The sequence below is a fragment of the Pseudomonas sp. GW821-FHT09C10 genome, from assembly GCF_059418085.1.
This window is the reverse complement of the sequence record NZ_JBWKPE010000001.1, coordinates 216,613-242,156: the sequence shown is the minus strand read 5'-3', so window position 1 is coordinate 242,156 and position 25,544 is coordinate 216,613. Positions and strand designations below refer to the sequence as shown.

The window sequence follows — 25,544 nt, the reverse complement described above, 5'->3', positions numbered from 1 at the left end:
AGACGCAACAACATGATCAGAAAACCGACGCGCCTGCTGTTGGCGAGCCTCTCGATACTCATGAGTACCGGCGTCTGGGCCGATTTCACCGCAACCCCCAGCGAAGCCCGGGCCATTGCCAAGGAAGCCTACTTGTATGGCTACCCGGTGGTGGAAATGTACAAGACGCTCTACACCCAAGCCGTCGACAAGGGCGGTGCCAACTTCAAGGCACCGTTCAACCACATCGGCAACACCGCCCAGGTCTTCACGCCCAAGGACACCGCTTTCGTCACCCCGAACTCGGACACGCCCTACTCGTTCGTCTGGCTGGACCTGCGCAGCGAGCCCCAGGTCCTGACCCTGCCCAAGATCGAAGACAACCGTTACTACTCAGTGCAGTTGATCGACCTCTATACGCAGAACATTGCCTACCTGGGCACCCGCAGCACCGGCAACAATGGCGGCCACTACATGATCGCCGGCCCTGACTGGAAAGGTCAGCAACCGGTCAACGTGGACCGGGTGGTGTACAGCGAAAGCAACATCGCCTATGCCCTCTACCGTACGCAGTTGTTCGACGAGAAGGACCTGAACAAGGTCAAGCAGATCCAGAACGGCTACAAAGTGCAGCCCCTGAGCAGCTACGTGAAGCAAGCCGCGCCGGCCAAGGCTGCGAAAGTGGCATGGCCCAAGCCCATGGCGACCATGACCGAAGGCCCGCAGCTGTTTCGCTACCTGAACTTCATGCTGGCCTTCGCGGCGCCCCAGGACAGTGAAAAAGACCTGCTCGCGCGCTTTGCCAGGATCGGCATCGCGCCAGGCGCGCCCTTCAAGGTCAACCAGCTGACCGCGGAACAGCGCAAGGCCCTGGAAGACGGGATCTCCGATGCCCGCGCCGAGTTTGCCGCGTTCAAAAAGGACAAGGTCGACACCCATCAGGTTTCCAGCGGCGATTTGTTCGGCAGTCGCGAGCACTTGAACAATAACTACCTGTACCGCTATGCCGGTGCCGACATGGGGATTTTCGGCAACTCCAGCGATGAAGCCGCCTACCTGAGCTACTTCGTCGACAGCGAGGGCAAGCCCGCCAATGGGGCACGCCATAGCTACACCGTGCACTTCGCCAAGGACCAACTGCCACCGGCCGATGCGTTCTGGTCGCTGACCATGTACGACGCCAAGACCAAGCTGCTGGTGCCAAACCACAAGAAACGCTACCTGATCAACTCGCACATGTTGCCCGGCCTCAAGCGCGACGCCGACGGCGGGCTGACCCTGGCGTTGCAGCATCACGAACCACCGAAGGCCGAGCAGAGCAACTGGCTGCCGGCCCCACCCGGTCCGTTTTACGCGGTACTGCGGATTTACCTGCCCAAGCCTGAGGTGGGTAACGGTCAATGGACGTTGCCGCCCCTGACGCCGCTTAAATAACACAACGCGTCCGGTTGCGACCGGGCACGTGACATCCCGATATCAGGCCGACAAGGAGTAGTGCCATGGTTTCACGTGCCCGACTGAGTGCGGTTTGTGCTTCGACACTGGCCCTGGTGCCAGGCTTGGGATTTGCCGATAACGCCAGGGACTGGCAGAACACGCCCACCGACTTGAACATGGTGTTCGGCTACTACAATCGGGTCGACACCAATACTCCCATCGACACCACGCTGCCGATCACGGGTCTGTCGTTGAATGCCGACCTCTATCTGTTTCGCTACGCCCGCTCGTTTGGCATTGATGGACGCAACAGCGCCATCCAGTTCATCCAGCCGTATGCCGATGTCTCGGCCTCTTTCGACAATGCGCGCTTCTTCGATGGCACCAAGCACAACGGCGGCATGGGCGATGCCCAGGTGGTCTTCGCGCATAACATCTTTGGCGGCCCGGCATTGACCGCCGAGGAGTTCGCCAGCTGGAAACCCGAGACCTTCCTCACCGGAGCGCTGTGGATCACCGCGCCCACCGGCGACTACGACAAGGACCGCGTAATCAACATCGGTTCCAACCGCTGGGTAGTCAAGCCCGAGCTGGGCTTCGGCACTCCGATCGGTCCGACCTGGCTGGAGATCAACACCTGGGTCTCGTTGTTCGGCGACAACAAGGACTACCACGGCGACAGCAAGCTTGAGCAAAAGCCGCTGTACGCCATCGAAGGCCACTACAGCTACACCCTCAACCGCGCACTATGGGCATCCCTGGACGCGACCTATAGCCGTGGCGGCGAAAGCCGCATAGACGGCGACTGGCAGGACAACAAACAGGAAAATGGCCTGCTCGGTGCCAGCCTGGGCTTTATGTTGTCACCGCAGTTCGGCGGATTGCTCGCCTACTCCGACACGGTCTCCGAGCGCCGCGGCTCGCCGGATGTGAACACCTGGACCTTGCGCCTGCAGTACGTATGGTGACAACGACCGCTGCGCCATGAAACGCCTCAAGGATGATTGCCATGACCGCGCTCAACGATTTGACAGCCCTGCAGGCCAGCATCGCCGAGAGTGTCCTCGGCCAGGAACACGTGATCCGCCAGATCCTGATCGGCCTGCTCGCCAATGGGCACCTGTTGCTCGAAAGCCTGCCGGGGCTGGCCAAGACCCGCACGGTCAAGGCGCTGGCCCGGCACCTGGACGCAAAAATGAGCCGTATCCAGTTCACCCCTGACCTGCTGCCCTCGGACATCACCGGTGCCGAAGTGCTGCACCAGGTCGACGGCCAGAACCAGATCCGCTTCCAGCCTGGCCCCCTGTTCGGCAACCTGATCCTTGCCGACGAGATCAACCGGGCCCCTGCCAAGGTCCAGGCGGCGCTGCTGGAGGCCATGGAAGAACGGCAAATCACCGTGGCCGGCGCCAGTCACGCGTTGCCGGAACTGTTTATCGTGGTCGCCACGCAAAACCCCATTGAACAGGAAGGCACTTACCCGCTGCCGGAAGCGCAGATGGACCGCTTCGTGATGAAGGTACTGTTGGACTACCCCAGTGCCGAGCATGAAAGCCAGGTGCTGCGCCTGCTGCGCAGAGAAGAACAAGCCGCTTCAGCCCAGGTCGTCGTGGGTTTTACCCTGGCACAGGAGGTGATATTTACGGCCCGCCGAGAGGTCGGCGCCATTCAAGTGTCGCCCGCCATCGACCGTTACCTGGTCGATCTGATCAACGCCACTCGCCACCCCGCCGACTACGATGCCGACCTGGCGCGCTGGATCAGCCTCGGCGCCAGCCCCCGGGGTGGCATCGGCCTGGACCGCTGCGCGCGGGCCGACGCCTGGTTGCAGGGCCAGGCCTTTGTCACCCCGGCGAATGTGCAGGCGGTGGCGCACCCGGTGCTGCGTCATCGCTTGCAACTGAGCTACGACGCCGTGGCCGATGGTGTCAGCGCCGATCAGGTACTCGACCGCCTGCTGAGCAAAGTGGCGATCCCCGCATGAACGCCGATGGCTTCGTCTACGTCAGCCTGGCGCAACTGATGGCCTTGCAATGCCAGGTGCGGAACCTGAGTTTTGTCGCGCGCCAGCCCCAGGGCAGTATCCTGGCCGGCAACCATGCCTCACGCCTGCGCGGGCGCGGCTTGAATTTCGACGAGCTGCGCCGTTACCAGGCGGGAGACGACCTGCGCCATCTGGACTGGCGCGCGTCCCTGCGCACCGGCAAACCGGTGGTGCGCACCTTTACCGAAGAGCGTGACCGCCCGGCGCTGATTGTGGTGGACCAGCGCATGTCGATGTTTTTTGGCTCGGCGCGCAGCTTCAAGTCGGCGGTCGCCGCCGAAGTGGGAGCGCTGGCAGCGTGGATGGTGTTTGGCGCCGGGGATCGGGTCGGCGGCCTGGTGTTCAATGACGTACGCATTGACAGTGTCGCGCCGTTGCGCAGCCGCAAGCGTGTGGAGGCGCTGTGCAGCCGTATCGCCGAACAGAATGGCGCGTTAGCGGCGAGCAATGCCGACGTCGACGGTGACAACCAGTTGGACAAGGTCTTGCAACAGTGCCTGGCGCTGGCGGGCCACGATCACTTGATCTGCCTGGTCAGTGACTTCGCCGGTGCCGGGCCGCGGACGGCGCAGTTGCTGCAGCAGTTGTCTGCCCACAACGATGTGGTGGCGCTGCAAGTGTACGACCCGTTGGCGCTCAACGTGCCCAGTCGCGGGCAATTGCTCGTGACCCAGGGCCAGTTGCAGGTTGCGCTGCAGGTGAGCCGGCGCCAGGTGCGCCAACCCCTGGGCGATTTTCTCGGCGGGCGTTTGCAAGCGGTTGCGAGCTTGTTGCGCCGCAGTCGGGTGCCCCTGCTGGCGATCAGCACCGCCCTGCCCGCCGCCGATCAATTGCGCAGCGCGCTGGGGAAACGCCGGTGACCACGTCGGTGCCGAGTATCGAGCAGCTCCAGGAGTTGGACTTGCCTGCGCCGGTCAGTTATTGGCCGCAGACCTGGGGCTGGGGCGTGCTGCTGGGCGCGCTCGTGCTGGGTGTGCTGATACTGGCCGGCCGCAGGTGGCTGCGTTGGCGACGGGATGCGTATCGGCGCGAAGCCCTGGCGCGCTTGAACGTCCTGCAGGATATGCGCGAGCTGCCCGAACTGCTCAAGCGCGTCGCACTGTCGATGCCGCTGGGCGCAGAGGAACGCCAGCGCGTGCCGACCTTGAGTGGCGTCGAATGGCAAGCCTTCCTGCAACGCCATGCCGGTGCCCCCGTGGCCGATGATCTCAGCCAGCGCCTGGCTGAACTGGCCTACGGCACCGCGCCGGCGGACGAACACTTGCTGGCCCAGTGCAAAGCCTGGGTGGAGCATCACCATGTGGCAGCTTGATTACCCCTGGCTGTTGCTGTTGCTGCCATTGCCATGGCTGGCCTACCGCTATTTGCCGCACTACCGTGAAGCCCGCAGCGCCGTGCGTGTGCCGTTTTTCAAGAGTATGACCCAGGCCATCGGCGCTGTACCGTCCAACGGCGGCGCGCAGCACAATCGCGCCCAACTGCTGCTGAACGTGCTGGTCTGGGCCTTTCTGGTGGCGGCCATCGCCCGCCCGGTGTGGGTCGAAAAGCCCATCGAACGTCAGCAACCGGTGCGCGACCTGATGCTCGCCATCGATATTTCCCAATCCATGGAAACCCAGGACTTCAACGACGCCAACGGGCACAGGATCGATCGCCTGGCCGCCGTCAAGCAGGTTGTGCATGGCTTTATCCAGCAGCGCAAGGATGACCGCATCGGCCTGATCCTGTTCGGCAGCGGCGCCTATCCCCAGGCGCCGCTGACTATGGACCACACCAGCCTGGCGCTGCTGCTGGACGACAGCGGCATCGGCATGGCCGGGCCGAATACCGCCATCGGCGATGCCATCGGGCTGGGCCTGAAGCTGCTGGACCAGGCCCATGAGCCGCAGAAAGTGCTGATCCTGCTCACCGACGGCAACGACACCAGCAGCAAAATCCCGCCCGACCACGCCGCCGACATGGCCGCCGCCAAGGGCGTGATAATCCACACCATTGCGATTGGCGACCCGCAGGCCAGCGGCGAAGCCAAGGTCGACCTGAGCGCGCTGCAAGCGATTGCCTCGGCCACCGGCGGCCGCTATTTCCGCGCCGAGGACCGTGACAGCCTGGCCCAGGTCTACGCCACCCTGGATAAAATCACCCCGCATCAGGTCAAGACGCTGAGCCACCAGCCCAAGCGCGATCTGTTCTGGTGGCCGTTGGCGGCGGCGCTGGCGATGTTGGCGTTGTATCACCTGATCGCCGCCGGCTGGCCGCATCGGAGGGTCGCAGATGAATCTCGCTGACTTCCATTTCCTGCGCCCCGCCTGGCTGCTGCTGGCGCTTGTAGGCGTGTTGCTGCCGTTGATCTGGCGGCGCAGCCGCGACTGGCAGCGGCGCCTGCGCGCAAATATCGCGCCCCATCTGTTGCCGCACTTACTGCTGACTCCTACAGATCGCCATCGCCTGCGCCCGGTGCACGTGCTCAGCGCCCTGCTGATGCTCGGCGCCATCGCCGCTGCCGGGCCGACCTGGGAACAGGATCGCCCGGACTTCCTCGAAAACCGCGCACCGCTGATTATCGCCGTCGACCTGTCGCCCTCGATGGACACCGCCGATGTGCCGCCGACACGCCTGCGCGCGGCCCAGCACACGCTGCACGACCTGGTGCAGCGGCGCAAAGGCGCACGCACTGCGCTGCTGGTGTACGCCGGCAGCGCCCACCTGGTACTGCCACCCACTGATGACCCGGCATTGCTCGACACGTTCATCCAGGCGTTGGCCACCGACTTGATCAGCCAGCCCGGCAAGAATGTGGCCGCCGTGATCGACCAGGCCAAGCGCTTGCTGGACAACGCACCCGGCACGCTGCTGCTGGTCACCGACGGCGCTGACACCGCGCAATTGCCGAGCCTCAAGCAGCATCTGGCCGACAGCCCGCTGCAAGTGCTGGTGCTGGCCCTGGGTAGCAGTCCCACGCTCAAGGCATTGGCCTCGGCCACTGACGCGCCGCTGGGCAGCCTTACGCTGAATGACGATGACCTCGACTGGATCGAACTGCACGCCCAGGTGCACTTCCAGAACGCCGACGAGCAGCAGCGCCTGCTGCAATGGAAAGACGCCGGTTACTGGCTGTGCTGGCCGCTGTTGCTGTTGGCGCTGTTGAGCGTGCGGCGGGGTTGGAGCCTGAACTGGACAGCCGTGTTGCTGTTGGGCGTGTTGCTGCAACCGACCCAGGCCAAGGCCAATCCGTTCCTCACGCCGGACCAGCAAGGCCGCTGGGCCTTCGAGCACCACCACTACCCCGAGGCGGCGGCGCTGTTTGTCGACCCGTACTGGAAAGGTATCGCCGCCTACAACGCCGCCGACTACGACTTGGCCCAGGCCACCTTCGCGACCCTCGACACCGCGCCGGCCGCCTTCTACCTGGGCAATATCCACGTGCGCCGCTTCAAGTTCGATGACGCCATCGTCGCCTATCAACACGCGTTGCAGTTGCAGCCGGTGTTTCCCGAGGCCAGCGCCAACCTCGCGCTGGCCATCGCGCTGAAAAAAGACACCGAGAGCGCGGCGAATAACGCGCCCGAGGCCAAGCCCGATGAGGTCAAGTTCGACAAGGCATCCGGCAAAGGCCAGAGCAAGACGATCCAGACCGAGCAAGCCCGTAACGATGCGTTGTGGCTGCAGAACCTGACCACCTCGCCGGCCACGTTTTTGCGGCGCAAATTCAGCCTGCAGGATCAGGAGACGCAGCCATGAAGGGTTATTGCGCCGTGCTGCTGTTGCTTGCGGGACCGTTATGGGCGGCCGAGCCGCAACTGCGGGTGCAAGCCCAGCTGATACCGGGTGCGTCCGTAGTGGTGGGCGAGCAATTGCAAGTCCAGGTCGACGTACTGACCGACACCTGGTTCACCGCCGCCGCGACGTTGCCGCCGCTCAAACTCGACGGCGCACGCGTGCAAGCGCCCGGCGGTGAGGCCGAGCACACCACCCAGGTGATCGACGGCAAGACTTTCTACGGCATGCGCTACGCGTACCGAATCACTCCAAACGTGGCGCAACGTTTCACGGTGCCCGCGTTGACCGTCAGCGCCCAACCCGGCCAGGCCAGCGCGCCCCTGAGTGCGCAGAGTGCGCCGCTGACGTTCGAGGCCACCCAGCCTCCAGGCTTTGCCCCCGGCGAACCCGTGCTGGTTGCCAGCGACCTGCGCCTGAGCCAGACCCTGGCGGCCACCGGCCTGCGTGTCGGCGACAGCCTCACGCGTACCCTGACCCTGCAAGCCGACGACACCCCCGCGCTGTCGCTCCCACCCCCCAGTGCCGCAGATGTCAGTGGCCTGCGCCTGTACCCGCAAGCGCCGATCATCAGCAATCTGGATGACGGCCGGGGTGCTATTACCGGCGGCCAGCGTATCGATCGGTTGGTGTACCGCGTGCAACAGGGCGGTCACTTCAGCCTGCCAGCGATCAGCGTGAAATGGTGGGACAGCCGTCACCATCGCCTGCAACTCGCGCAGCTTCCGGCGCTGACCTTCGACGCCCAGGCGGCGAGCGCCTACACGCCGACGTTTTCCGTCGCCGAGGACCTCAAGGCCCTCGGGCAGCACAGCCGCTGGCAGCTGTCGCGGCAGTGGATGGTGTGGATCGCCGCCGGGGTGCTGTTGGTGCTGGCCGGCTACCTGCTACATGGCCTGTGGCCACGTGTTCCACCGCTGTGGCGAACGCTGTGCGCGACATTGCGTTGGGTGTGTCGTCGACTACGCTTGCTTGCACTGAACCCTCGTCACGAAAAGGACTTCCCATGACGTCGCTGCGTTCTGCCCTGCCCCTGCTGCTTCTGTTGAACCTGCCCGTCCTCGCGGCCGACCCGCTGCCCTCATGGAACGAAGGCCCGAGCAAAAAACAGATCATCGAGTTCGTCCAGGCCGTGACGATCGAAGGCTCCAAGGACTATGTAAACCCCGCCGAACGCATCGCCGTGTTCGACAACGACGGCACGCTATGGACCGAGCAACCGGCGTACTTCGAAGTATTGTTTGCCTTCGATGAAGTCAAGCGCCTGGCGCCCCGGCACCAGGAATGGAAGACCACCCAGCCCTTCCAGGCCGTGCTTGAGAACGACCATCAGGCCCTGGCCCGCAGCGGCATGGACGGCCTGCTGAAAATCATCGGCGCGACCCACACCGGGGTCAGCACCGAAGCCTTTATCGATAACGCGAAAAACTGGCTGAAACAGGCCCGTCACCCTAAAACCGGCAAGCCGTTCGAGCAGATGATCTACCAGCCGATGCTGGAAATGCTCGACTACCTGCGCAGCCAGCAGTTCAAGACCTACATCGTCTCCGGTGGTGACACCGCGTTCATGCGCGCCTTTGCCGAAGAGGTGTATGGCGTGCCGCCGGAACAGGTGATCGGCTCGAATTTTGTCACCCAGTTCCAGCTCAAGGACGGCCAGCCACAGGTCTTGCGTACGGCCAAGCTGGCGCATAACGACGACGGCCCAGGCAAGCCGGAAAGCATCGACTCGATCATCGGCCGCCGGCCGATCCTGGCCTTCGGCAACTCCGACGGCGACCTGCAAATGCTGCAGTGGACCGCCGCTGGGCAGGGCAAGCGCCTGATGGGCCTGGTGCATCACACCGATGCCCGGCGCGAGTGGGCCTATGACCGCAATTCTCAGGTGGGGCGCCTGGACAAGGCCCTGGACCTGGCCAGGACACAGCACTGGACCGTGGTGGACATGGCGAGCGAATGGCGCCGCATCTACCCCTTCGAACCGGCTGTGCAAGTGAAGGTGCAATAAGCAAGACGTAGCGATGGACTGTAAAAAACGTTGGTCGCAGGCAATGCGACTCAAGCCCTAGAAGGAGCAAGTCTTATGACTCGCATACGTAAGTGGCTGCCGAAGCTCGCCCTGGTGGCGGCTTCGGTGCTGGGGGCCTCGGCATCCGCCTGGGCCGCCGACAAGCCGAATATCCTGGTGATATTCGGCGATGATATCGGGCAGACCAATATCAGCGCCTATTCCATGGGCGTGGTGGGCTACAAGACCCCGAATATCGACCGTATCGCTAAAGAAGGCATGATGTTCACCGACTACTACGCGGAGAACAGCTGCACGGCCGGGCGCTCGTCCTTTATCACTGGCCAGACGCCGTTGCGCACCGGCCTGTCGAAGGTGGGCATCCCGGGGGCGCCAATCGGCCTGCAAAAGCGCGATATCACCATCGCCCAGGCGCTGAAGTCGCTGGGCTACTCCACCGGGCAGTTCGGCAAGAACCACCTCGGTGACCGCGACGAATACCTGCCCACCAACCACGGTTTCGATGAGTTCTTCGGCAACCTGTACCACCTCAATGCCGAAGAAGAACCCGAGCGCCCCTACTGGCCCAAGGACGACGCGGAGTTCGTCAAGGCCAACACGCCGCGCGGGGTGATCCACAGCTTCGCCGACGGCAAGATCGAAGACACCGGCGCCTTGACCACCAAACGCATGGAAACCATCGACGATGAAACCACCGCGGCGGCCCAGGCGTTCATCAAGAAACAGGCCGAAGCCAACAAGCCGTTCTTCGTGTGGATGAACACTACGCGCATGCACGTATTCACGCACGTGCGTGACTCGATGAAGGGCCAAAGCGGCATGCCCGGCAACGAGTACGCCGATGGCATGCTCGAACACGATGGCGATGTGGGCAAGCTCCTGCAAACCCTCGACGAGCTGAAAATCGCCGACAACACCATCGTCGTCTACACCACCGACAACGGGCCGAACCAGTTCTCCTGGCCGGACGCGGCGACCACGCCGTTCCGCAACGAGAAAGACTCCAACTGGGAAGGCGCCTACCGGGTGCCGGCGATCATCCGTTGGCCGGGCAAGGTCAAGGCAGGTGAAGTGTCAAACGAAATGGTCTCGGGGCTGGACTGGTTCCCGACCCTGCTGGCCGCCGCCGGTGATGGCGACGTCAAGGACAAGCTGCTCAAGGGCTGGGCGCCGACGGCAGGCGGCACCAACTTCAAGGTGCACCTGGATGGCTACAACCAACTGCCGTACATCACCGGCCAGCAACCCAAGGGCGCGCGTAACGAGTTCTTCTACTTCAACGATGACGGCGCGCTGGTGGCGGTCCGCTTCGACAACTGGAAAGTAGTGTTCGCCGAGCAGCGCCAACCGGGTGGTTTCCGCGTCTGGAGCGAGCCGTTCGTGCAGCTTCGGGTGCCGAAGATCTTCAACCTGAGGATGGACCCGTATGAACGCGCAGACGTGGTCTCCGACCAGTATTACGACTGGAGCACCAAGAACGTCTACCTCGGTGCGGTGGCGGTGACCAAATCGGCGAAGTTCCTCGAGACCTTTATCGAGTACCCGCCCAGCCAGAAGCCGGCCAGCTTCAGCATCGACCAGATACGCGAAGCGGTGGACAAGAAAATCGAGGCGAAGATGAAGGCCGCGCCTGCGGGCTAGCGGTAACACTGTGCTCACCGCATGGGGTGGGCACATTCTGTTAATCACTGGAGATCACTGTGGGCACCGGCTTGCGTGCGCCCACAGGTTCCTGCGCTTACCTTGGAATTCGGCAATGACCTCACGCACCGCCAGCAAGCCCATTGAAGTGACCTCGTCCGCCGCAATCCTCATTCCCGCCCTCCTCCTGTTTATCTCCGGCAGCGCCGCCCTGGTGTACCAGGTGCTGTGGATCAAGCAGCTGTCGCTGGTGGTCGGCGTGGAGGTGTACGCGATCACCACCGGGATCAGTGCGTTTTTCGCCGGGCTGGCCTTGGGCGGGCTGCTGTTCGGGCGCCTGGCGGACCGCTTTGCGCGGCCGCTGTTGTTGTATGCCGGGATTGAATTGCTGGTCGCGGTCTTCGGGGTGGGCGCGACGCTGGCCCTGGGCATGGCAGCTGAACCGTTCGCCTGGCTGGAGCAGCACATCGGCCTGCTGGCCTGGGCGCTGCCGTTCCTGCTGGTCGGTTTGCCAGCCCTGCTGATGGGCGGCACGCTGCCGGTACTGGTGCGTTCGCTGAACATCGACGCCAAGGACCTGGGCCAGGCCGGTGGGCGCCTGTACGCGGCGAATACCGCGGGCGCGATTGCCGGGACCTTGCTGACCGCGTTTGTGCTGATCGCGCAACTCGGTGTACGCGGCAGTGCACTGGCGGCGGCGCTGCTCAACCTGGTGGCGGCGCTGGGTGCACTGCTGTCGGTGCGTCATCCGGTGGCGGCGCGGGTGCCGCCGGCCCATCGCGTGCAGCCGGCGCGGCTGGCACTGGTGTTGTACGCCATCGCCGGGGGCGTGGCGTTGGGGTATGAAGTGGTGTGGTCGCAGTCCATCGTGCAGTTCATGAGCACCCGTACCTACGCGTTTGCCGTGGTGCTGGCCACCTACCTTGGCGGGCTGTTTATCGGCAGCCAGTTGATGGCCCATCGGGTGCAGCGCCTGCGCGATCCCTGGGGTGTCTTCGGCCTGCTGATTGCCGGCGCGGGGCTGGTGGCGCTGCTGGAAATCGCCTTGCTCGGGCGTTGGCTGGTGCTGCTGCAAACCCAGGCCGAGGCGTTGGTGTTGAGCCTGGGCGGCAGTGAGTTGCCCGGGATGAGCGCGCGTTTTGCCTTGGCGGCGTTGTGCATCGTGTTTGTGCCGACGCTGTTGCTCGGTGCGGCGTTCCCCGTGGCCTTGCGCCTGAGTGTCGGCAACCAGCAGGTCGGGCGCGATGTCGGTGAGGTGGTGGCCTTCAACACCCTCGGTGGGATTGTCGGGGTGATGCTGTGCGGCTTTGTGCTGATTCCCTGGCTGGGGCTGGTGCGCACCCTGGGCCTGTTGGCCGTGGTCGCCGGCATCGTGGGTTACTTGGCGGTGCGCCGTGGCCATGGCGTGAAAAAAGGCCGGCGCCAGGCCGTGGTCGCAGTGGCGCTGGTGTCGCTGGCGGTGGCGCTGCTGACGCCGGTGGATCGGCTCGCCAAGCTGCTGCCCGGCGCGCGCAATGCCAGCGTGGCGTTTTACCAGGAAGGACGTGGCGCGACGGTCGCAGTGGTCACCCAGGGCCAAGGTGCAAGGGCGTTCCAGCGCTTGTATATCCAAGGGGTGTCCAATACCGGTGATGCCATGCCGTCGTTGCGCTATATGCGCATCCAGGCTTTGTTGCCGCTGTTGATTCACAACGCCGAGCCCAAGTCGGCGCTGGTGATCGGCTTTGGCACCGGCATCACGGCGGGTGCTCTGCTGCGCTACCCGGGGCTGGAACGGCGGGTGGTGGCCGAGTTGCTGCCATCTGTCGTGCAGGCCGCGTCGCTGTTCAAAGGCAATTTCGACGCCGGCCGTGATCCGGCCCTGGACGTACGCCTGCGCGACGGTCGCCAGGAGCTGCTGCGCAACCCGCAGACCTATGACCTGATCACCCTGGAGCCACCACCGCCCTCCGCCGCCGGCGTGGTCAACCTGTATTCCCAGGACTTCTACCAACTGGCAGCCACGCGCCTGGACACACATGGCCTGCTGGCGCAGTGGCTGCCGCTGCCGACGCAAAACATCGACGAATCCCGCGCGCTGGTGCGCAGTTTTCTCAACGTGTTCCCCTACGCCTCGCTGTGGACCAGCGAATTCCACGAGATGCTGCTGGTGGGCTCCCACGAGCCCATCGAACTGGACGCCGAGCGCATTCGCCAACGGTTCGCGCAACCGGGTTTAAGCGGCGCACTGGCTGACGTCGGTATCGATTCGGCCGCCACGCTCCTCGCCACCTGGGTCACCGATCACGAGGGCCTCGAGCGTTTTGCCGGCGATGCGCTGCCGGTCACCGACGACCAACCGCGCATCGAGTACGCGCCGTGGGTACGCAGCAAAGAAATTACGCGGGTGCTGCCGGCGTTGCTCGACCTGCGCGTGCCCGCACCGCTGGTCAACGCCGATGCGGCCTTCATCCGCACTCTGGCGGCCGAGCAGCAACGGCTGCTGCAGTTCTACCGCGCCAGCCTGCATGCCTATGATGGCGACCGTGACGCCTGGGGCCGGGATATTCGCGATGTGCTGCAGCAGGACAGCGCCAACCCCTACTACCGCTGGTTTATCACCCCGTAAAACAGGTAATGTGCGCGCGATTGTTTAGGGAGTTGCACCGCACATGACTTGCTGGAATGTCCTTGGCCTGCCACCGGATGCCGATAGCCGCACGATCAAGCGCACTTACGCTGCGCTGCTGAAGAAGACCCGGCCGGATGACGACCCCGAGGGTTTCCAGCGCCTGCGCGAAGCCTATGAGGCCGCGCTGACGTGGAGCGAGGACCCGCAGGAAGCCGACGAAGTCGTCATCGAGACCCATGGCGAGACCCTGGCCGAGCGTTACCAGGCGGCGCTCGGTAATGGCGGCGCGCTGCACTTCGAAATCCACCTGCTGTTGCGCGACATCGAGGGCGACCTCAACCCCGAAGACACGCGCTGGGCCTTTGAAACGTTCAACTGGCTGACCGCCTGGCAGCGCCTGGAGTTGCCCGCCGAGCTGGTCGAAAAGCTCGAGCGCAAGCACCGCGCGGCCTTGCAGCAACCGCTGCGCGAGGCTCTGGAGCACAAGGATGAGGCGGGGTTCCTGGCCGCTTATGCAGCGGGCGACGAGCACCCTTGGGTGAACAATCACCCACATGCCGAGTGGTTCAACCAGTGGCTGGCGCGGCTGCTGGCGCAGAGTCACTACTGGTCGAGCGCCGTATTCGAGGCAGTCTGCGCCGGCCAGCACTGGCACGGCGGCGCGGGCCATGACTGCCCGGCAGACGAGTGGACGCTGCTGTTGCGGCGCCAGCAAGCGCCAATCTTCATGGCACGCCAGCGTGCCCTGGCGGCCGAAGCCCCCAACACCCCGCAACAACGGGCCGCGCGGTTGCTGCTGGCACCGCTGAGCCTGGGCCAGCGGCGTGCCTTCGCCCAGCGCTTCAACGAGCACGACTGGAAAGCCTGCCAGGCGCTCAGTGCCGACATCTACGCCGACCACGTGGCCGAAGCCGAGGCGATGCCCGGCGGCACTGTGTATTTCTGGCAAGGCTGGGACACGGCGATGGACACCTGGCCGTGGCTCGTCGCGCTGGTGTTGAGTTGCCTGGTCGGCGCGCTGGCAAAGGCCGAAACCCTGGCCGGCAACGTGGTACCGACGCTGGGCTACGGCGTGTTGTGGGCATTCGCCGCAGTGATCGGCGCCGGCGTGGCCTGGCAGGCCTGGCGCCCGTTGGCCCATCAGTACCGCGTGCTGGATGAGCAGCTCAGTCAACGCCTGCCCCGCTGGCTCAGCCCTACGCACTTGCCATTGTTGCCGATACGGGACCTGCTGCCTGGACTGATCCTCGCGGCCACGCTGGGGTATATCTTCAGCCCGCTTGCCAGCCTGACACTGGTGGCGGTGCTGGCGCTTATCGGCGTGATCAAGCGACCCTTGATGAACAGCCACACCCCGTGGACCGCGCGCAATCCGCGCTGGGCCGCACTGGGCATGACACTGTTGGTGATCCTGGGGATTGCGCTGTACGCGGGCCTGGCCCTGCTCGACAGCCAGCACCGCGTCACCCGCAACCAGGGCCTGCAACCCTGGACCGAACGCCTGTGCAGTCGCATGCCGCGCACCGACACCGCGTGCCAGGCGCCCGCCACCGAGGCGCAGTGGTATGGTCAGGAGGCTACGCAATGAATCCTAAATGGCTGGTGCCTATCAGCCTGGTGCTCGGCCTGGGCTTGCTCGGCGTGGCCGGCGCCACCAAACCGCTGCAATACGCGCAATTGTGGCTCGACCAGCGCGACAGCCCCTACACCGCGGCGGCCAGCGCCATTGCGCCGATCATTGATTGCGTAAACCGCGTCGATCGGGAAACACGCCTGGCCTACTACTTCATGAGTACCGGGCAGGAGGAAGTGCGCAGCTACGATAAATTCGGCGACCGCAGCGAGCCCGATGCCCGCTATATCCGCGCGTCGGTCTGCTCTGAGCTGTACACCCTGAAACTGCGGCGCCAGCAACCCGACAGCCCCCTGCTCGGGCCCGCCGCGACCTACGCGGCCAGCCTGAACAGCTTCACCTCGTTGGCTGATCGGGTCACGCTGCCGGAGTGGGCGTCTGCCGCGCAGCAAATCCTCGTCGAAGCCGTGAGAAAACAGTATGCGTTGCAACTGGCCGAGAAAGGCCAGGACTACCTGGCGGCCTCGACCGCCCTGCGCACGCCGCTGGAGCAGGCCGACATGGCGGTGCGCCCGGCGCAGCTGGCGTTGATAGAGGCACGCTTCGGCCGGGACATGCACTGGCAGGTGCTCAATTACATGATCGCCGCGCGCCAGGCCGTGAACCAGATCGAGCAAGGCATGCGCAACGCCAGCCTGACGCCGCCTACCGTGGCAGCCTTGGCCGACACCGTGCAACAGGCGGCAGACAGCGCCCGCGCCTATGTGCGTACCCATCCGAGCGGCAAGCTCGACGAAGAAGCCCGTTTTCTCTGGTACACCCTGAACGAGCCGGCCGACGCGTACCTGTCAGCCTTGCGCACGCTCACCCAACACTGGCACGAACACGCCCCACCGCAGCAACTGAGTGACGACTATTACCTCGTCACCCGCCGCTACGATGCCCTGCTCAGCTACTACAACAAACCGGCCAGGAATGCGTTTTAAGCGTCAGTGCTTTTTCAGCTTCAGGTAAGACTGATGCAGGTCCGATGCCCAGCCATCAATGACGCTTTTGACATCGTCGGCCTTCATCACCTGCGAGTCGTTCGCCAGTGGCTTGCCGGTGCCTTTGCGCACGACTTGGGCGAGCACCTTGCCACTGGCGCCGTCGAGGAACTGCGCCTCGGTGCCGAGGGTGGTTTCCTGGTCGCGGATGCCGGTGCCGGTACTCACCGCAGCCGCCACCAGGGCAACCGGAATGTATTCATACGGCTTGAGGGCCTCGGTCTTGCTGCTCACCGCCGTGATCGCCGCGCGCACCACAATCACGCCAGGACCGGGGGCATTGGCCAGAGGCAATGATTTGCCCAGTTCGCGTTTGAGTGCCTGGTTGAAATAGGCGTTGATGCCATTGAGGGTGCTGTCGGGGATTTTCGAGGTGGCTTGGGGCTTGGGGTAGAACTGGGTCGGTTCGATGTACACCGCGTTGTAGCGACTGAGGTCCAGCTTGGGATCGACCCAGCGCATGACTTCCGCGCCCGACGGTGACTTGGCTTCCTTGAGCTGGCTGTAGTTGGAGAGAAAACCCGAGTACTCGTCCGGTTGCGTAACCTTGCTGGCACAGCCTGCCATTGCGATTGAGGCGAGGCACAACGTGCTGATCAATAGCCTGTGTTTCATCATTGAACTCCCTGGCGATCATCATCGGAACACTGAGCTGTAGGTATAGCCAATCCTGGCGAGATAGCGCTTTTTTCGCCTGCCTGTTTGACAGGACTGCGGCCAGCGTCAAAGCTGCACGAAGCTTAAGCACGCCGTAGAGCGTCCATGCATCAAGACAGCGGAAGTCGGAATGCCCAAGCCCAAACCAGCACCTGTCGTACCCCACCGTGACTCATCCCGTCGTTACCTGTACCCCGTCCTGATTGTGCTGCTGTTGGTGACCATGGCCGGGATCTGGTTTTTCCTCCAGGCCAGTACGCCTCGGTTACCGGCTCCGGCGCCCGTGGTGGTGGCCAAGCCGGCGGTCATCCCCCCGCCTGCACAGTGGGTAGACGAACAACAGTGCCAGGGCTGCCACCAGGCCCAGGCCAGGGACTGGCAAGGCTCACACCACCAATTGGCGATGCAGCCCGCCACGCCGCAGACGGTCCCGGCGGATTTCAACAACGCCTCGTTCAGTGCCGAAGGTGAAACCACGCGGTTCTATCAACGGGGCGATGAGTTCTGGGTCAACACCCCGGGCAGCGATGGCAAGGCGGCCGACTTCAAGGTGGCCTACACCTTTGGCATCGCGCCGTTGCAGCAATATCTGCTCGAAGTCGGCGACGGTCGCTTGCAGGCCCTGGGCGTGGCATGGGATACACAGAAAGGCCGCTGGTTTCATCTCTATCCGGGCCAGGGCGTCACCTTCAAGAACCCGTTGCACTGGAGCAAACCCAGCCAGAACGCCAACTTCATGTGCGTGGAATGCCACACCACCGGCTACAAGCGTAACTTCGATGCGGTCAACAACCGCTTCGACAGCCAGTGGAACAGCCTTGGCGTGGGCTGCCAGGCCTGTCATGGCCCGGCCTCCAATCACTTGCAGTGGACCGCCAAAAACACTGATGCGGTGCACGCCGGGTTTGCCGTGGATTTGAAAGACAAGGACGCCACCGTCGAACTCGAAACCTGCGCGCGCTGCCACGCACGCCGTGCGCCCCTGGGCGATGGGTTCACCGTGGGCAAGCGCCTGATGGACGACTATCTGCCCAGCGTGTTGACCCGTGAGCTGTATGCCCTGGACGGCAAGATCAAGGATGAGGTGTTTGAACACGGCTCCTTCGCCCAAAGCAAAATGGCCGAAAAAGGCGTGCGCTGCAGCAATTGTCACAACCCCCACAGCGCTGAACTCAAGGCACCGGGCAATGGAGTGTGCCTGCAGTGCCATAACCCGGCGGGCAAGACCCCGATCGCCACGGTGGACGGACGTGGCTTGCAGGCAAAAGACTACGCGTCCATCGAACACACACGACTGCCGCCTGGCCAACCCGGTTCGTTCTGCGTCGATTGTCATATGCCCGGTAAGTTTTACATGGGCAACGACTTCCGGCACGACCACAGTTTCAGCATCCCCGCCGGCGCGCGTGATGTGCTGCGCGCCCCCAGCTACGCAGACAGCATGGCGGTGATTCGCAGCGGCAAGCCGGGTGCCGCCCAGGCCCTGCATGATCAGCTGGCGCGCAGCAACCTGCCGGCGATCCAGCGCGCAACGATGCTGATGGAGTTGCCCAACTATCCGAGTGAACACGCGCTGAGACTGGCGACCAAGGACCTGGCCAACACCGCCCCGCAAGTGCGCGAAAGTGCCGTGCGCGCGGTCAGCGCGTTGTTGCCGCCAGCAGAACGTGTCGCGCTGTTTGGCCCCTTGCTCGAGGATCCGGTGCGTGCAGTGCGCATCCTCGCCGCGCGCGATCTGTTGAGTGTGCCAGGCCAGGGTGCGGCCTGGGGCAAGGCGATCGCCGAGTACGAGCAGGTGCAGTCGAGCCTGTTGGAACGCGCCGAAGCCAACCTCAACCTGGCGATGCTTTACCAGGCCAGCGGCCGTCATGACAAGGTCGAGGCCCAGCTACGCACTGCCCTGCTGCGCGATCCTGATTTTTTCCCGGCGCTGGTCACATTGGCGCAGTGGCTGGAAGCCAATGGTCGCGCCGAAGAAGCACGCAGCCTGATCACCCGGAAACTGGCCGAGCATCCCGACGCCGCGCTGTTGCAACACACCCAGGGTTTGATGCTGATACGTAGCGGCGCTGCCGCAGAAGCCATGGGCTACCTGCGCAATGCCGCGCGCCTGGACCCGGCCAACGCCCAGTATGGGTTTGTCCTGGCAGTGGCCTTGCATGACAGCGCCGAGGTCGAGCAGGCCTGCCAGCAACTGGAAGACGTGCTCCAGCGTCAGCCGTATCACCGCAATGCGCGGCTGTCGCTGATCCAGTACTACCTGGAAAGTGGCCAGGAACCCAGGGCGCAACGGGTCATGCTGGACTGGAAACAACTCAACCCTGGCGACCCGGCGCTGAAGTAGACGCTTCAGCCGCGTTCGCGCGGAATCAGGCTCTGCAACTGCGAGGCCAGGAAATTGGCGTCGAAGCCAAAGGTGTCCGGGTCTTTAAGGCCATTGGTTTTCTTCCACAGCCAGTCGTTTTTGTCGGCCGGCAGCACCAGCGACACACTGCCGTGGCGGGCGGCGGTCAAGCCCATCACCGACACCGAGATCAAGCCGCCCACGCCCATGACTTCAGGCACGAACTCCACGGTCTTGCCGGTGATCTGCACCAGCAGCTTTTCGGTCTTGAAGGTCGAGGTCTCCACCGGTACGCCCGGCCCGCTGGCGACATAGGCTTCACGGTGCACCTCCAGCAGGCCGACAGTCTTGACCGGCTCCAGCCATTGCTCGATCTGCCCGAACAACGCGTCGAGCTTTTGCGCCCAACGGGCCGACTGCACATCAAACTGCTGCTTCTTGTGCGCTTCGCTATCGGCGTAGTGACGAAGCATCTCGCCCAGTTGCTGTACATCGTCCATTGCGGATTTCCTTGGGTGTGCCACGTAACAAAGCCCGATCATGGCAGAAGCGGCCGCTCGGCGTATGACTAAACACCAGCCTGAGGCACGGGTCGTCGTTTACAGCTGGATGAACTCCCGGCCTCAATGTGACTGCAATGGACGGTGCGGTTGATGTGCTAGCCCTGGGCTGCGGTTTCATGGGGTGGGTAATACGCCACGGCCGAACGGTGAACCGCGTGCTGACTAACGTAGGCGCCGTAGTCGATGTGCAGTTCCCTCGATTTGGGAAGTTTGCTCTTATCAACCACGACTTCCATGGATTGCTTCAAGCTGCCTTCTTCCAGGGTCAGGTAGATGGCAATGCCATGCCCCAGATGCGTGCGAAAGAAGAACACCACTTCCTGTCCCTTTTCTAGCCCACGAATCGCCGGCGCGGTGACTATGAGCTCTTTCTCGGTATGGGTAATCACCGCAGCAGGCAGTCCATCGAAGCTAATAAACTTGTATACATTTGGCATTACGCAATCCTCATCATGTTAATGGACCAAGCCTCCAAGGCGCAGGCCTGGCCTCTATTAACAAGGCCAAATTACTTGCCGTCTACTGTCAGAAGTAACAGGTTTATACGTGTCCTGACGGTGTCTAATTCTCCTCCGGGCAGATCTGCAATGCCGGTGTATCGAACGAAGGGTGCTCCGATAAAAGACGATGCCACTCCATTCGAAACCAAGGCGTGAATTGCCCTTGCGACTCTGAAAGTTGCGCTGATATTTCGGCTCGCGTCCACCACTTGATCTCGCTGACTTCTTCAGCTGCCGGGCAGATCACAGCGTCAGATTGCGCAACCAATACATGACAAAATTCGTGTTCCGCACCGATTGAACCAAAGTGCGCATGGTACTCAAAACCATATAAAAAACGGCAGGAGGCAGAGATGCCCAGTTCTTCACGCAGACGACGGGACGCCGCATCCAGAATAGCCTCTCCAGATGCCGGATGACTGCAGCAAGCATTTGACCAGAAACCTGGCCAGAGCATTTTACCTGCTGCACGGCGCTGCAGCAGGTGACGCCCGCGACTGTCAATCAGATGCACTGAAAATGCGCGATGAAGCTTTCCCTTTCCCGAGTGTGCGGCGTATTTGTCACAGATACCGATCTGTACATCGTGTGCGTCAACTAACACTACATCATTGGTCATGCTGTATTCCCCTCGGTGCAATTACCCACGCCCTCCCCCGCACACTGTTGCCTGTGTGCAAGGGTTACCCAAGTCAGGGGACCTGTCCCCAGGCGCTGACGAACGTCAAAGCTGCGTCATTGAAGCCTGGATCGGCACGCAGGTTGGCCATGGCTTCAAGGTCGTCTTGAGTGAGTAACTCAAGTTTCAGCAGCGCTGGCCCCGCCTGTGCGGTGGTTGCAGCCCAGAAGGTATCGGCGGGGCTGTTGTCACCGATTCTGCCTTCGAGGGTGCGATGCTCTACGTTGGAAAGTCTCCGTTCACGTAATCGGTCGGGAAGTGTATCGGCCCAGAGCATGTCGGAACCAATGGTCCGCTCCAGGAGGGTGACTCCGGCCTGGGCTACTTTTCGGAACACCGGGTTCGCCGTTCTCAAGCTCGGTTGCAGACTCACGTCCTCGATCACCAGCCAACCACCCGGGCGGACCCAGGTGGCGGCTCGTGTCAATATGTCTTCGCGTTCGCTGAGGTGACACAGAAGCGCCCGAGCGTGCACCACGTCAAAGGAGGCGGCAGGAAAACTCTCGGTCGCCGCATTATGGGTGATCACCCTAATGCCCGGGATACCGGTAAGGAATCGGGTGTCGATATCAGTGGCGGTGACCGTCGCATCGGGATATCGCTTGCTCAGCCAGCCGGCGAGCGATCCAGCACCGGCGCCGAGATCGAGGATGGCAGGCTTGCGCGGAAGATCCAGTTGATCAAAAACCGCTTGGCTCAACGGGTCAAACGCACGTTCCAAGGTGCGTAGCCGTGCCAATTGGCCGGCGTGCTGATCAGCAAGATAACTGCTGGTGTAGCCCGTTTCCTCGGCGGAATCGATAGTGGTCAAAGTACGACCTCCAGTTGATCAGGGCAGCGATTGAGGAATCCACGTTCGGCAGGCTTGAACCCTGGAGCCCAGCGCACGTTAGGAAAGGCCTGTAGCAGCATGCGGGCGCTGATCGTGATCTCCATCCGCGCCAGCATCGATCCCAGGCAGAAGTGACGACCCGCGCCGAAGGCGAAATGACTGCTCGCCTGTTCGGTGCGCAACATATTGAAGGTGTCCGGGTCGGTGAATTGATCCGGATCACGGTTGGCCGAACCGATAAGACAAGCCAGGGTCGCGCCCGCAGGAATCGTTCCCGAGGGCAGTTGCAGCGACTCACGGGCCTCCCGGAGTACGAGTTGCAAAGGGGGGTTGCGTCGCAGGGTTTCGGTGAGCGCATTATCCATCAGGTCTGGATTAGCGATCACCGCCTCTTTGACGCCAGGCTCGTCCAACAGGTTGACGATGAGATTCGCCAGCGCACCGTGACTGGTCTCGCTACCCGCCGTCATCAGGATTGCGCAGTAAGACCGGACGAACGTCTCGGGCAACGGCTGACCATCAATCTGCGCAGCCAGGAGTTGCGAGATCAAATCGTCTGAGGGTTCTGCACGGCGGGCGTCGATATGCGGCTGGATGAAGTCGTAGAAACTGTCTCGGTTGGATAACCCGCCGGTCAACAGTGCCGGATCCTGTCGATAATTGCCCATGTAAGCGAAGCCGATGGCACACCAACGCTTTAGCCGCGCCACCTCCTCGCGGGTTTCAGCCGGGAGACCCAGCGCACGAGCCATCACCCGCACCGGCAGCGCTGCGGTGAAATCGGCGATGAGGTCCACCTGAGGTCGGCCGTGCATCTGCGCCAGAAGGTCTGTGGTCACCGAGGTGATGGATGCTTCAAGCGCTGTGAGGGCTTTGCTGCGGAACGAAGGGCTAAGCAGCGCTCGGTGCTGAGCGTGCTCGCACCCGTCCATCGTGACAATAGTGTGTCCCAGCAGCGGTCCGATCTGCCAACTGTAGTTGTTATTGCTCGCCCCAGGATGGGTCAATGCGGCTTTGACATCCACATGCCGACTGACCAGCCACACATCGGAGGGCTCGTCGTAAACGATCGGTAACGTGGTACGTAAACGCTCATACAATGGGTACGGGTCGATTTCGAACAGCCGGGACTTAAGGGTCGGCGGGGTCAGTTTCAGGTCGACTTTCCGGTGGTCCTTCGCCGACGCGTCGGCGGTTTGCAGGTGATAGCGAGAAACGCTCTGGTGCCAGTCGCCCGCCGCCCGGACAACCTGACGCAGTCGGTCCGGGTCGGTCGCGGCGCACCGCCGCTGGTTTGCATGCTGGGTGGCGACCGCAGTGAATTGCGCAACCGCCGTGTTCACCATCTGATGGGCAGACTCAATCGCGGCAGGCCAGTCTGTGCCGGTGGTATCCGCCAGTATCGACACCAGGTTGAAGCGCTCACCGCACACAACATCCTTGGCAATCGAATGGATGTCGTTCGTCCAGGCGATGATATCGGCAGCGTGTTCACGCAGCGTGTTCCACCATTCGATGTCCGCTGGATTCTCGTACGGGTCGAGCGTTTCGGCCGCATCGATGAGATCAAAGAAGAACAGCGCCCCGAAAGAGTCCCGGCGCAAAGGCAGGTACTCGGCCAACGTGAACGCCGTGTCGGTTTCCCGCCCTCGTACCAACGTCGCCTGCGCACGCAGATGTTGGATCAAATGTCCCACGAGCCTATGCCGCCAATGGCCGGTGCCCAAACACTTGGTCTGAGGCCACAGATCGTCGACCAGAACAACGAGCATCGGATCATCGAATCGGCTGGTTTCACTTGACGGATCAGCACCGCCGCTCTCGGTCAACGCCTGCACTGCGGTGATGAAACGATCCAGCGCACCGTTTTCCGCCCAGGGGCCGTCATCGATTCGATCATCGAGGGTGAGCGCCCACAGATACCAGCACACCAGAAGCTCGGCGTGGTCTGTGGGTGCCCTCCCACACAATGCAATTCCCAGGTCGAGCAACGCAGTAGTGCTCAATCGATGCGCACCGCGGCGTCCGATCAATCCGTACCGCTGGGCCCAGGCGAGAGCATGCGTGCGCAACCGTTCACTGTCGGAGCGCGGTGGCGGGCTGGCGAAAGGAAGCCGGATCTCGGGAATAACCAGCTGTGTCGTCGGTAAAGGACCGCCGTAGGGGGTGCCGGAAGCGCCTTCCAGGAGTTCCGCTGCCATGATGTGTCCTCTTGAATCAACTTCCAGTAAGAGATACTTGGCGGCTATTGCCAAGCCGCGTAGCCGGTGAAATCACCGGGAGCATTTTCCAGCCGGCCCGATCTTGCTCGAAGTTCAAATCTTGAGAAATGAGAATTGTCGGAGTTCGCCCCAGGAAAAACCCCCGCATAGTGGACAGGTGTATTGGTCCCTCATCCGTGCGGATTAGATACGTGCATTGACTCAAAATATACTGTCATTTCTTACAGGTATGGACGACTCAGCTCGGCATGTAAGCGGTGATTGGTAATCACCGCTTTTTGAACTGCTCTGGTGAATGGGTTGGCAACTGCGTATGACGAATCGGCTTTCGATGGGTAAGGTGAAGCGACTTTCCCTGTCAGGAGCATCGCATGCGTACCATCGGCCTTATCGGCGGCATGAGCTGGGAGTCCAGCGCCGAGTACTACCGCATCATCAACCAGCGCGTGCGCGACCAGCTCGGCCCGCTGCGCTCGGCACAGCTGTTGATGTACAGCGTGGACTTCGGCCCGGTGGAACAGGCCCAGCACGCCGGGCGTTGGGATGACACCGCGCTGATCCTGGAAGACGCCGCGCGCCGTTTGCAGGCCGGCGGCGCCGAGTGTGTGGTGCTGTGTACCAACACCATGCATTTGGTGGCGCCGCGTATCGAGGCGGCGGTGTCGATCCCCTTCCTGCACATCGCGGATGCGGCCGCTGCGGCGGCGGTGGCAGCCGGCACCCTGACCGTCGGCTTGCTCGGCACCGCGTTCACCATGGAGCAGGATTTTCTCACGTCGCGCCTGGCCGCCCAGGGCCTCACCGTGCTGGTGCCGGACGCGGAGGAGCGCCGCGCCGTGCACCGGATTATCTATGAGGAATTGTGCGTCGGCGTGATCAGCGATGCATCACGCCAGGTTTACCTGCGGGTCATCGAGTCCCTGGCCGCACGGGGTGCCCAGGCGGTCATCCTCGGCTGCACGGAAATCAGCCTGCTGGTCAAGCCCGAACACAGCGACCTGCCGCTGCTGGACACCACTGAGCTGCATGCGCAGGCTGCGGTGGCGTTTGCGCTGGAGGGTTAAGCCGACTGGCGCAGGCGCGCCATGCTCAGGGTGTCGACAAACACCCCATCGCGCAGGGCGTAGTCACGCAAGCGCCCTTCGACCTCGAAGCCGAACTTGCGGTACAGGTGATGCGCGGCTTCGTTGTCGGCGTACACCGTGAGTTCCACCCGGTGCAGGTTCATCCAGTTGTCGGCCACGTCCAGCGCGGCCGTCAACAGCCGCGAGCCTACGCCCTTGCCCTGCCAGGCCGTCGCCACACCCATGCCGAACGAACCGACATGGGCCTGGCGTACGCGCAGGTACTGTTCCAGGCCCAGTTGGCCGATCACCTCGCCGCCGTGCACCGCCACCAGTTGCAGGCGCCGCTCGTTGTCGGTGACCAGGCGTTTGCGCCAGACATCCACCGACTGGAACGGCATCTGCAGCACCTGCCGGCACACGGCCGGTTCGTTATAGAGCGCCGCCACACCTTCAAGGTGGGCCTCGGTAAAGCGCTGGATCACGATATGGGGTTCAGGTGCGTGCATGGGTTTCATCCTTTGAAAGACACGTGGCCGGCCAGTGTAG

The 25,544-nt window shown here is 62.9% G+C and carries 22 protein-coding genes; 15 read left to right on the top strand and 7 right to left on the bottom strand.

From position 1 onward, the window contains the following. The first annotated feature begins 12 nt into the window (after nt 1-12). The 13 genes from AC07OT_RS01100 to AC07OT_RS01040 all read left to right on the top strand — a co-directional run bounded on the left by AC07OT_RS01100 (nt 13) and on the right by AC07OT_RS01040 (nt 16,074). On the top strand, nt 13-1,413 hold the full coding sequence (locus tag AC07OT_RS01100; protein WP_495107179.1) for a DUF1254 domain-containing protein: 1,401 nt from the start codon (nt 13-15) through the stop codon (nt 1,411-1,413). 65 nt (nt 1,414-1,478) lie between these two features. Then, nucleotides 1,479-2,384: a transporter gene (locus AC07OT_RS01095; protein ID WP_098479497.1), complete on the top strand. Its 906-nt coding sequence runs from the start codon at nt 1,479-1,481 to the stop codon at nt 2,382-2,384. A 41-nt stretch (nt 2,385-2,425) separates the two neighbouring features. Then, nucleotides 2,426-3,400, top strand: a complete 975-nt coding sequence (locus AC07OT_RS01090; protein WP_495107178.1) for an AAA family ATPase — start codon at nt 2,426-2,428, stop codon at nt 3,398-3,400. Beyond that, complete coding sequence (locus AC07OT_RS01085) at nt 3,397-4,320, top strand: DUF58 domain-containing protein (protein ID WP_495107177.1); 924 nt, start codon at nt 3,397-3,399, stop codon at nt 4,318-4,320. The genes AC07OT_RS01090 and AC07OT_RS01085 overlap by 4 nt, the downstream gene beginning before the upstream one ends. Next, nucleotides 4,317-4,772 (top strand): DUF4381 domain-containing protein, encoded by a 456-nt coding sequence (locus tag AC07OT_RS01080; RefSeq protein WP_495107176.1) that lies wholly within the window; start codon nt 4,317-4,319, stop codon nt 4,770-4,772. The genes AC07OT_RS01085 and AC07OT_RS01080 overlap by 4 nt, the downstream gene beginning before the upstream one ends. Continuing rightward, entirely contained in the window at nt 4,759-5,745 is a 987-nt protein-coding gene (locus AC07OT_RS01075) for a vWA domain-containing protein (RefSeq protein WP_495107175.1), read from the top strand. The genes AC07OT_RS01080 and AC07OT_RS01075 overlap by 14 nt, the downstream gene beginning before the upstream one ends. Continuing rightward, the gene (locus AC07OT_RS01070; RefSeq protein ID WP_495107174.1) at nt 5,732-7,198 is read left to right on the top strand and encodes a vWA domain-containing protein; all 1,467 of its coding nucleotides are present in this window, start codon (nt 5,732-5,734) and stop codon (nt 7,196-7,198) included. The genes AC07OT_RS01075 and AC07OT_RS01070 overlap by 14 nt, the downstream gene beginning before the upstream one ends. Beyond that, nucleotides 7,195-8,244 carry a hypothetical protein gene (locus AC07OT_RS01065; RefSeq protein ID WP_495107173.1) on the top strand — a complete coding sequence of 350 codons (1,050 nt, stop codon included), beginning with the start codon at nt 7,195-7,197 and terminating at the stop codon, nt 8,242-8,244. The genes AC07OT_RS01070 and AC07OT_RS01065 overlap by 4 nt, the downstream gene beginning before the upstream one ends. Further along, entirely contained in the window at nt 8,241-9,242 is a 1,002-nt protein-coding gene (locus AC07OT_RS01060) for an HAD family hydrolase (RefSeq protein WP_495107172.1), read from the top strand. Before AC07OT_RS01065 ends, AC07OT_RS01060 begins: the two co-directional genes overlap by 4 nt. A gap of 75 nt (nt 9,243-9,317) precedes the next feature. Continuing rightward, complete coding sequence (locus AC07OT_RS01055) at nt 9,318-10,904, top strand: arylsulfatase (RefSeq protein WP_495107171.1); 1,587 nt, start codon at nt 9,318-9,320, stop codon at nt 10,902-10,904. Between the two features lie 115 nt (nt 10,905-11,019). Next, nucleotides 11,020-13,512: a spermidine synthase gene (locus tag AC07OT_RS01050; RefSeq protein ID WP_495107170.1), complete on the top strand. Its 2,493-nt coding sequence runs from the start codon at nt 11,020-11,022 to the stop codon at nt 13,510-13,512. A 43-nt stretch (nt 13,513-13,555) separates the two neighbouring features. After that, complete coding sequence (locus tag AC07OT_RS01045; RefSeq protein WP_495107169.1) at nt 13,556-15,103, top strand: J domain-containing protein; 1,548 nt, start codon at nt 13,556-13,558, stop codon at nt 15,101-15,103. Further along, nucleotides 15,100-16,074 carry a DUF3829 domain-containing protein gene (locus AC07OT_RS01040; protein WP_495107168.1) on the top strand — a complete coding sequence of 325 codons (975 nt, stop codon included), beginning with the start codon at nt 15,100-15,102 and terminating at the stop codon, nt 16,072-16,074. The genes AC07OT_RS01045 and AC07OT_RS01040 overlap by 4 nt, the downstream gene beginning before the upstream one ends. Before the next feature lie 3 nt (nt 16,075-16,077). Here the strand turns inward: AC07OT_RS01040 and AC07OT_RS01035 are convergent, their stop codons facing one another. After that, nucleotides 16,078-16,749 (bottom strand): DUF3313 domain-containing protein, encoded by a 672-nt coding sequence (locus AC07OT_RS01035; RefSeq protein WP_495107167.1) that lies wholly within the window; start codon nt 16,747-16,749, stop codon nt 16,078-16,080. 172 nt (nt 16,750-16,921) lie between these two features. Here AC07OT_RS01035 and AC07OT_RS01030 point away from each other — a divergent pair, with 172 nt between their 5' ends. Continuing rightward, nucleotides 16,922-19,135 (top strand): multiheme c-type cytochrome, encoded by a 2,214-nt coding sequence (locus tag AC07OT_RS01030; RefSeq protein ID WP_495107166.1) that lies wholly within the window; start codon nt 16,922-16,924, stop codon nt 19,133-19,135. Nucleotides 19,136-19,140: 5 nt separating this feature from the next. Here AC07OT_RS01030 and AC07OT_RS01025 read toward each other — a convergent pair whose 3' ends face one another. The 5 genes from AC07OT_RS01025 to AC07OT_RS01005 form a co-directional block, all read right to left on the bottom strand. Next, a complete protein-coding gene (locus tag AC07OT_RS01025) occupies nt 19,141-19,635 on the bottom strand; it encodes a hypothetical protein (protein WP_495107165.1) in 495 nt (164 codons plus the stop codon). A gap of 158 nt (nt 19,636-19,793) precedes the next feature. Continuing rightward, on the bottom strand, nt 19,794-20,135 hold the full coding sequence (locus AC07OT_RS01020) for a hypothetical protein (protein ID WP_495107164.1): 342 nt from the start codon (nt 20,133-20,135) through the stop codon (nt 19,794-19,796). A gap of 124 nt (nt 20,136-20,259) precedes the next feature. Then, the gene (gene idi / locus AC07OT_RS01015) at nt 20,260-20,817 is read right to left on the bottom strand and encodes an isopentenyl-diphosphate Delta-isomerase (RefSeq protein WP_495107163.1); all 558 of its coding nucleotides are present in this window, start codon (nt 20,815-20,817) and stop codon (nt 20,260-20,262) included. Nucleotides 20,818-20,890: 73 nt separating this feature from the next. Then, on the bottom strand, nt 20,891-21,688 hold the full coding sequence (locus tag AC07OT_RS01010; protein ID WP_495107162.1) for a class I SAM-dependent methyltransferase: 798 nt from the start codon (nt 21,686-21,688) through the stop codon (nt 20,891-20,893). After that, on the bottom strand, nt 21,685-23,910 hold the full coding sequence (locus tag AC07OT_RS01005) for a cytochrome P450 (protein WP_495107161.1): 2,226 nt from the start codon (nt 23,908-23,910) through the stop codon (nt 21,685-21,687). The genes AC07OT_RS01010 and AC07OT_RS01005 overlap by 4 nt, the downstream gene beginning before the upstream one ends. A 392-nt stretch (nt 23,911-24,302) precedes the next feature. Between AC07OT_RS01005 and AC07OT_RS01000 the strand changes: the two genes are divergently transcribed. Continuing rightward, entirely contained in the window at nt 24,303-24,995 is a 693-nt protein-coding gene (locus AC07OT_RS01000; protein WP_065941549.1) for an aspartate/glutamate racemase family protein, read from the top strand. Here the strand turns inward: AC07OT_RS01000 and AC07OT_RS00995 are convergent. Then, nucleotides 24,992-25,504, bottom strand: a complete 513-nt coding sequence (locus AC07OT_RS00995) for a GNAT family N-acetyltransferase (RefSeq protein ID WP_098479481.1) — start codon at nt 25,502-25,504, stop codon at nt 24,992-24,994. The two genes, AC07OT_RS01000 and AC07OT_RS00995, sit on opposite strands and share 4 nt — an antisense overlap. Between the last annotated feature and the right edge of the window lie 40 nt (nt 25,505-25,544).

Coding starts and splice junctions, on each gene's coding strand:
- AC07OT_RS00995 (WP_098479481.1), bottom strand. CDS start 25,504: ATGCACGCACCTGAACCCCATATCGTGATCCAGCGCTTTACCGAGGCC.
- AC07OT_RS01025 (WP_495107165.1), bottom strand. CDS start 19,635: ATGGACGATGTACAGCAACTGGGCGAGATGCTTCGTCACTACGCCGAT.
- AC07OT_RS01020 (WP_495107164.1), bottom strand. CDS start 20,135: ATGCCAAATGTATACAAGTTTATTAGCTTCGATGGACTGCCTGCTGCG.
- idi (WP_495107163.1), bottom strand. CDS start 20,817: ATGACCAATGATGTAGTGTTAGTTGACGCACACGATGTACAGATCGGT.
- AC07OT_RS01055 (WP_495107171.1), top strand. CDS start 9,318: ATGACTCGCATACGTAAGTGGCTGCCGAAGCTCGCCCTGGTGGCGGCT.
- AC07OT_RS01005 (WP_495107161.1), bottom strand. CDS start 23,910: ATGGCAGCGGAACTCCTGGAAGGCGCTTCCGGCACCCCCTACGGCGGT.
- AC07OT_RS01085 (WP_495107177.1), top strand. CDS start 3,397: ATGAACGCCGATGGCTTCGTCTACGTCAGCCTGGCGCAACTGATGGCC.
- AC07OT_RS01035 (WP_495107167.1), bottom strand. CDS start 16,749: ATGAAACACAGGCTATTGATCAGCACGTTGTGCCTCGCCTCAATCGCA.
- AC07OT_RS01095 (WP_098479497.1), top strand. CDS start 1,479: ATGGTTTCACGTGCCCGACTGAGTGCGGTTTGTGCTTCGACACTGGCC.
- AC07OT_RS01100 (WP_495107179.1), top strand. CDS start 13: ATGATCAGAAAACCGACGCGCCTGCTGTTGGCGAGCCTCTCGATACTC.
- AC07OT_RS01075 (WP_495107175.1), top strand. CDS start 4,759: ATGTGGCAGCTTGATTACCCCTGGCTGTTGCTGTTGCTGCCATTGCCA.
- AC07OT_RS01060 (WP_495107172.1), top strand. CDS start 8,241: ATGACGTCGCTGCGTTCTGCCCTGCCCCTGCTGCTTCTGTTGAACCTG.
- AC07OT_RS01045 (WP_495107169.1), top strand. CDS start 13,556: ATGACTTGCTGGAATGTCCTTGGCCTGCCACCGGATGCCGATAGCCGC.
- AC07OT_RS01000 (WP_065941549.1), top strand. CDS start 24,303: ATGCGTACCATCGGCCTTATCGGCGGCATGAGCTGGGAGTCCAGCGCC.
- AC07OT_RS01040 (WP_495107168.1), top strand. CDS start 15,100: ATGAATCCTAAATGGCTGGTGCCTATCAGCCTGGTGCTCGGCCTGGGC.
- AC07OT_RS01030 (WP_495107166.1), top strand. CDS start 16,922: ATGCCCAAGCCCAAACCAGCACCTGTCGTACCCCACCGTGACTCATCC.
- AC07OT_RS01050 (WP_495107170.1), top strand. CDS start 11,020: ATGACCTCACGCACCGCCAGCAAGCCCATTGAAGTGACCTCGTCCGCC.
- AC07OT_RS01070 (WP_495107174.1), top strand. CDS start 5,732: ATGAATCTCGCTGACTTCCATTTCCTGCGCCCCGCCTGGCTGCTGCTG.
- AC07OT_RS01065 (WP_495107173.1), top strand. CDS start 7,195: ATGAAGGGTTATTGCGCCGTGCTGCTGTTGCTTGCGGGACCGTTATGG.
- AC07OT_RS01090 (WP_495107178.1), top strand. CDS start 2,426: ATGACCGCGCTCAACGATTTGACAGCCCTGCAGGCCAGCATCGCCGAG.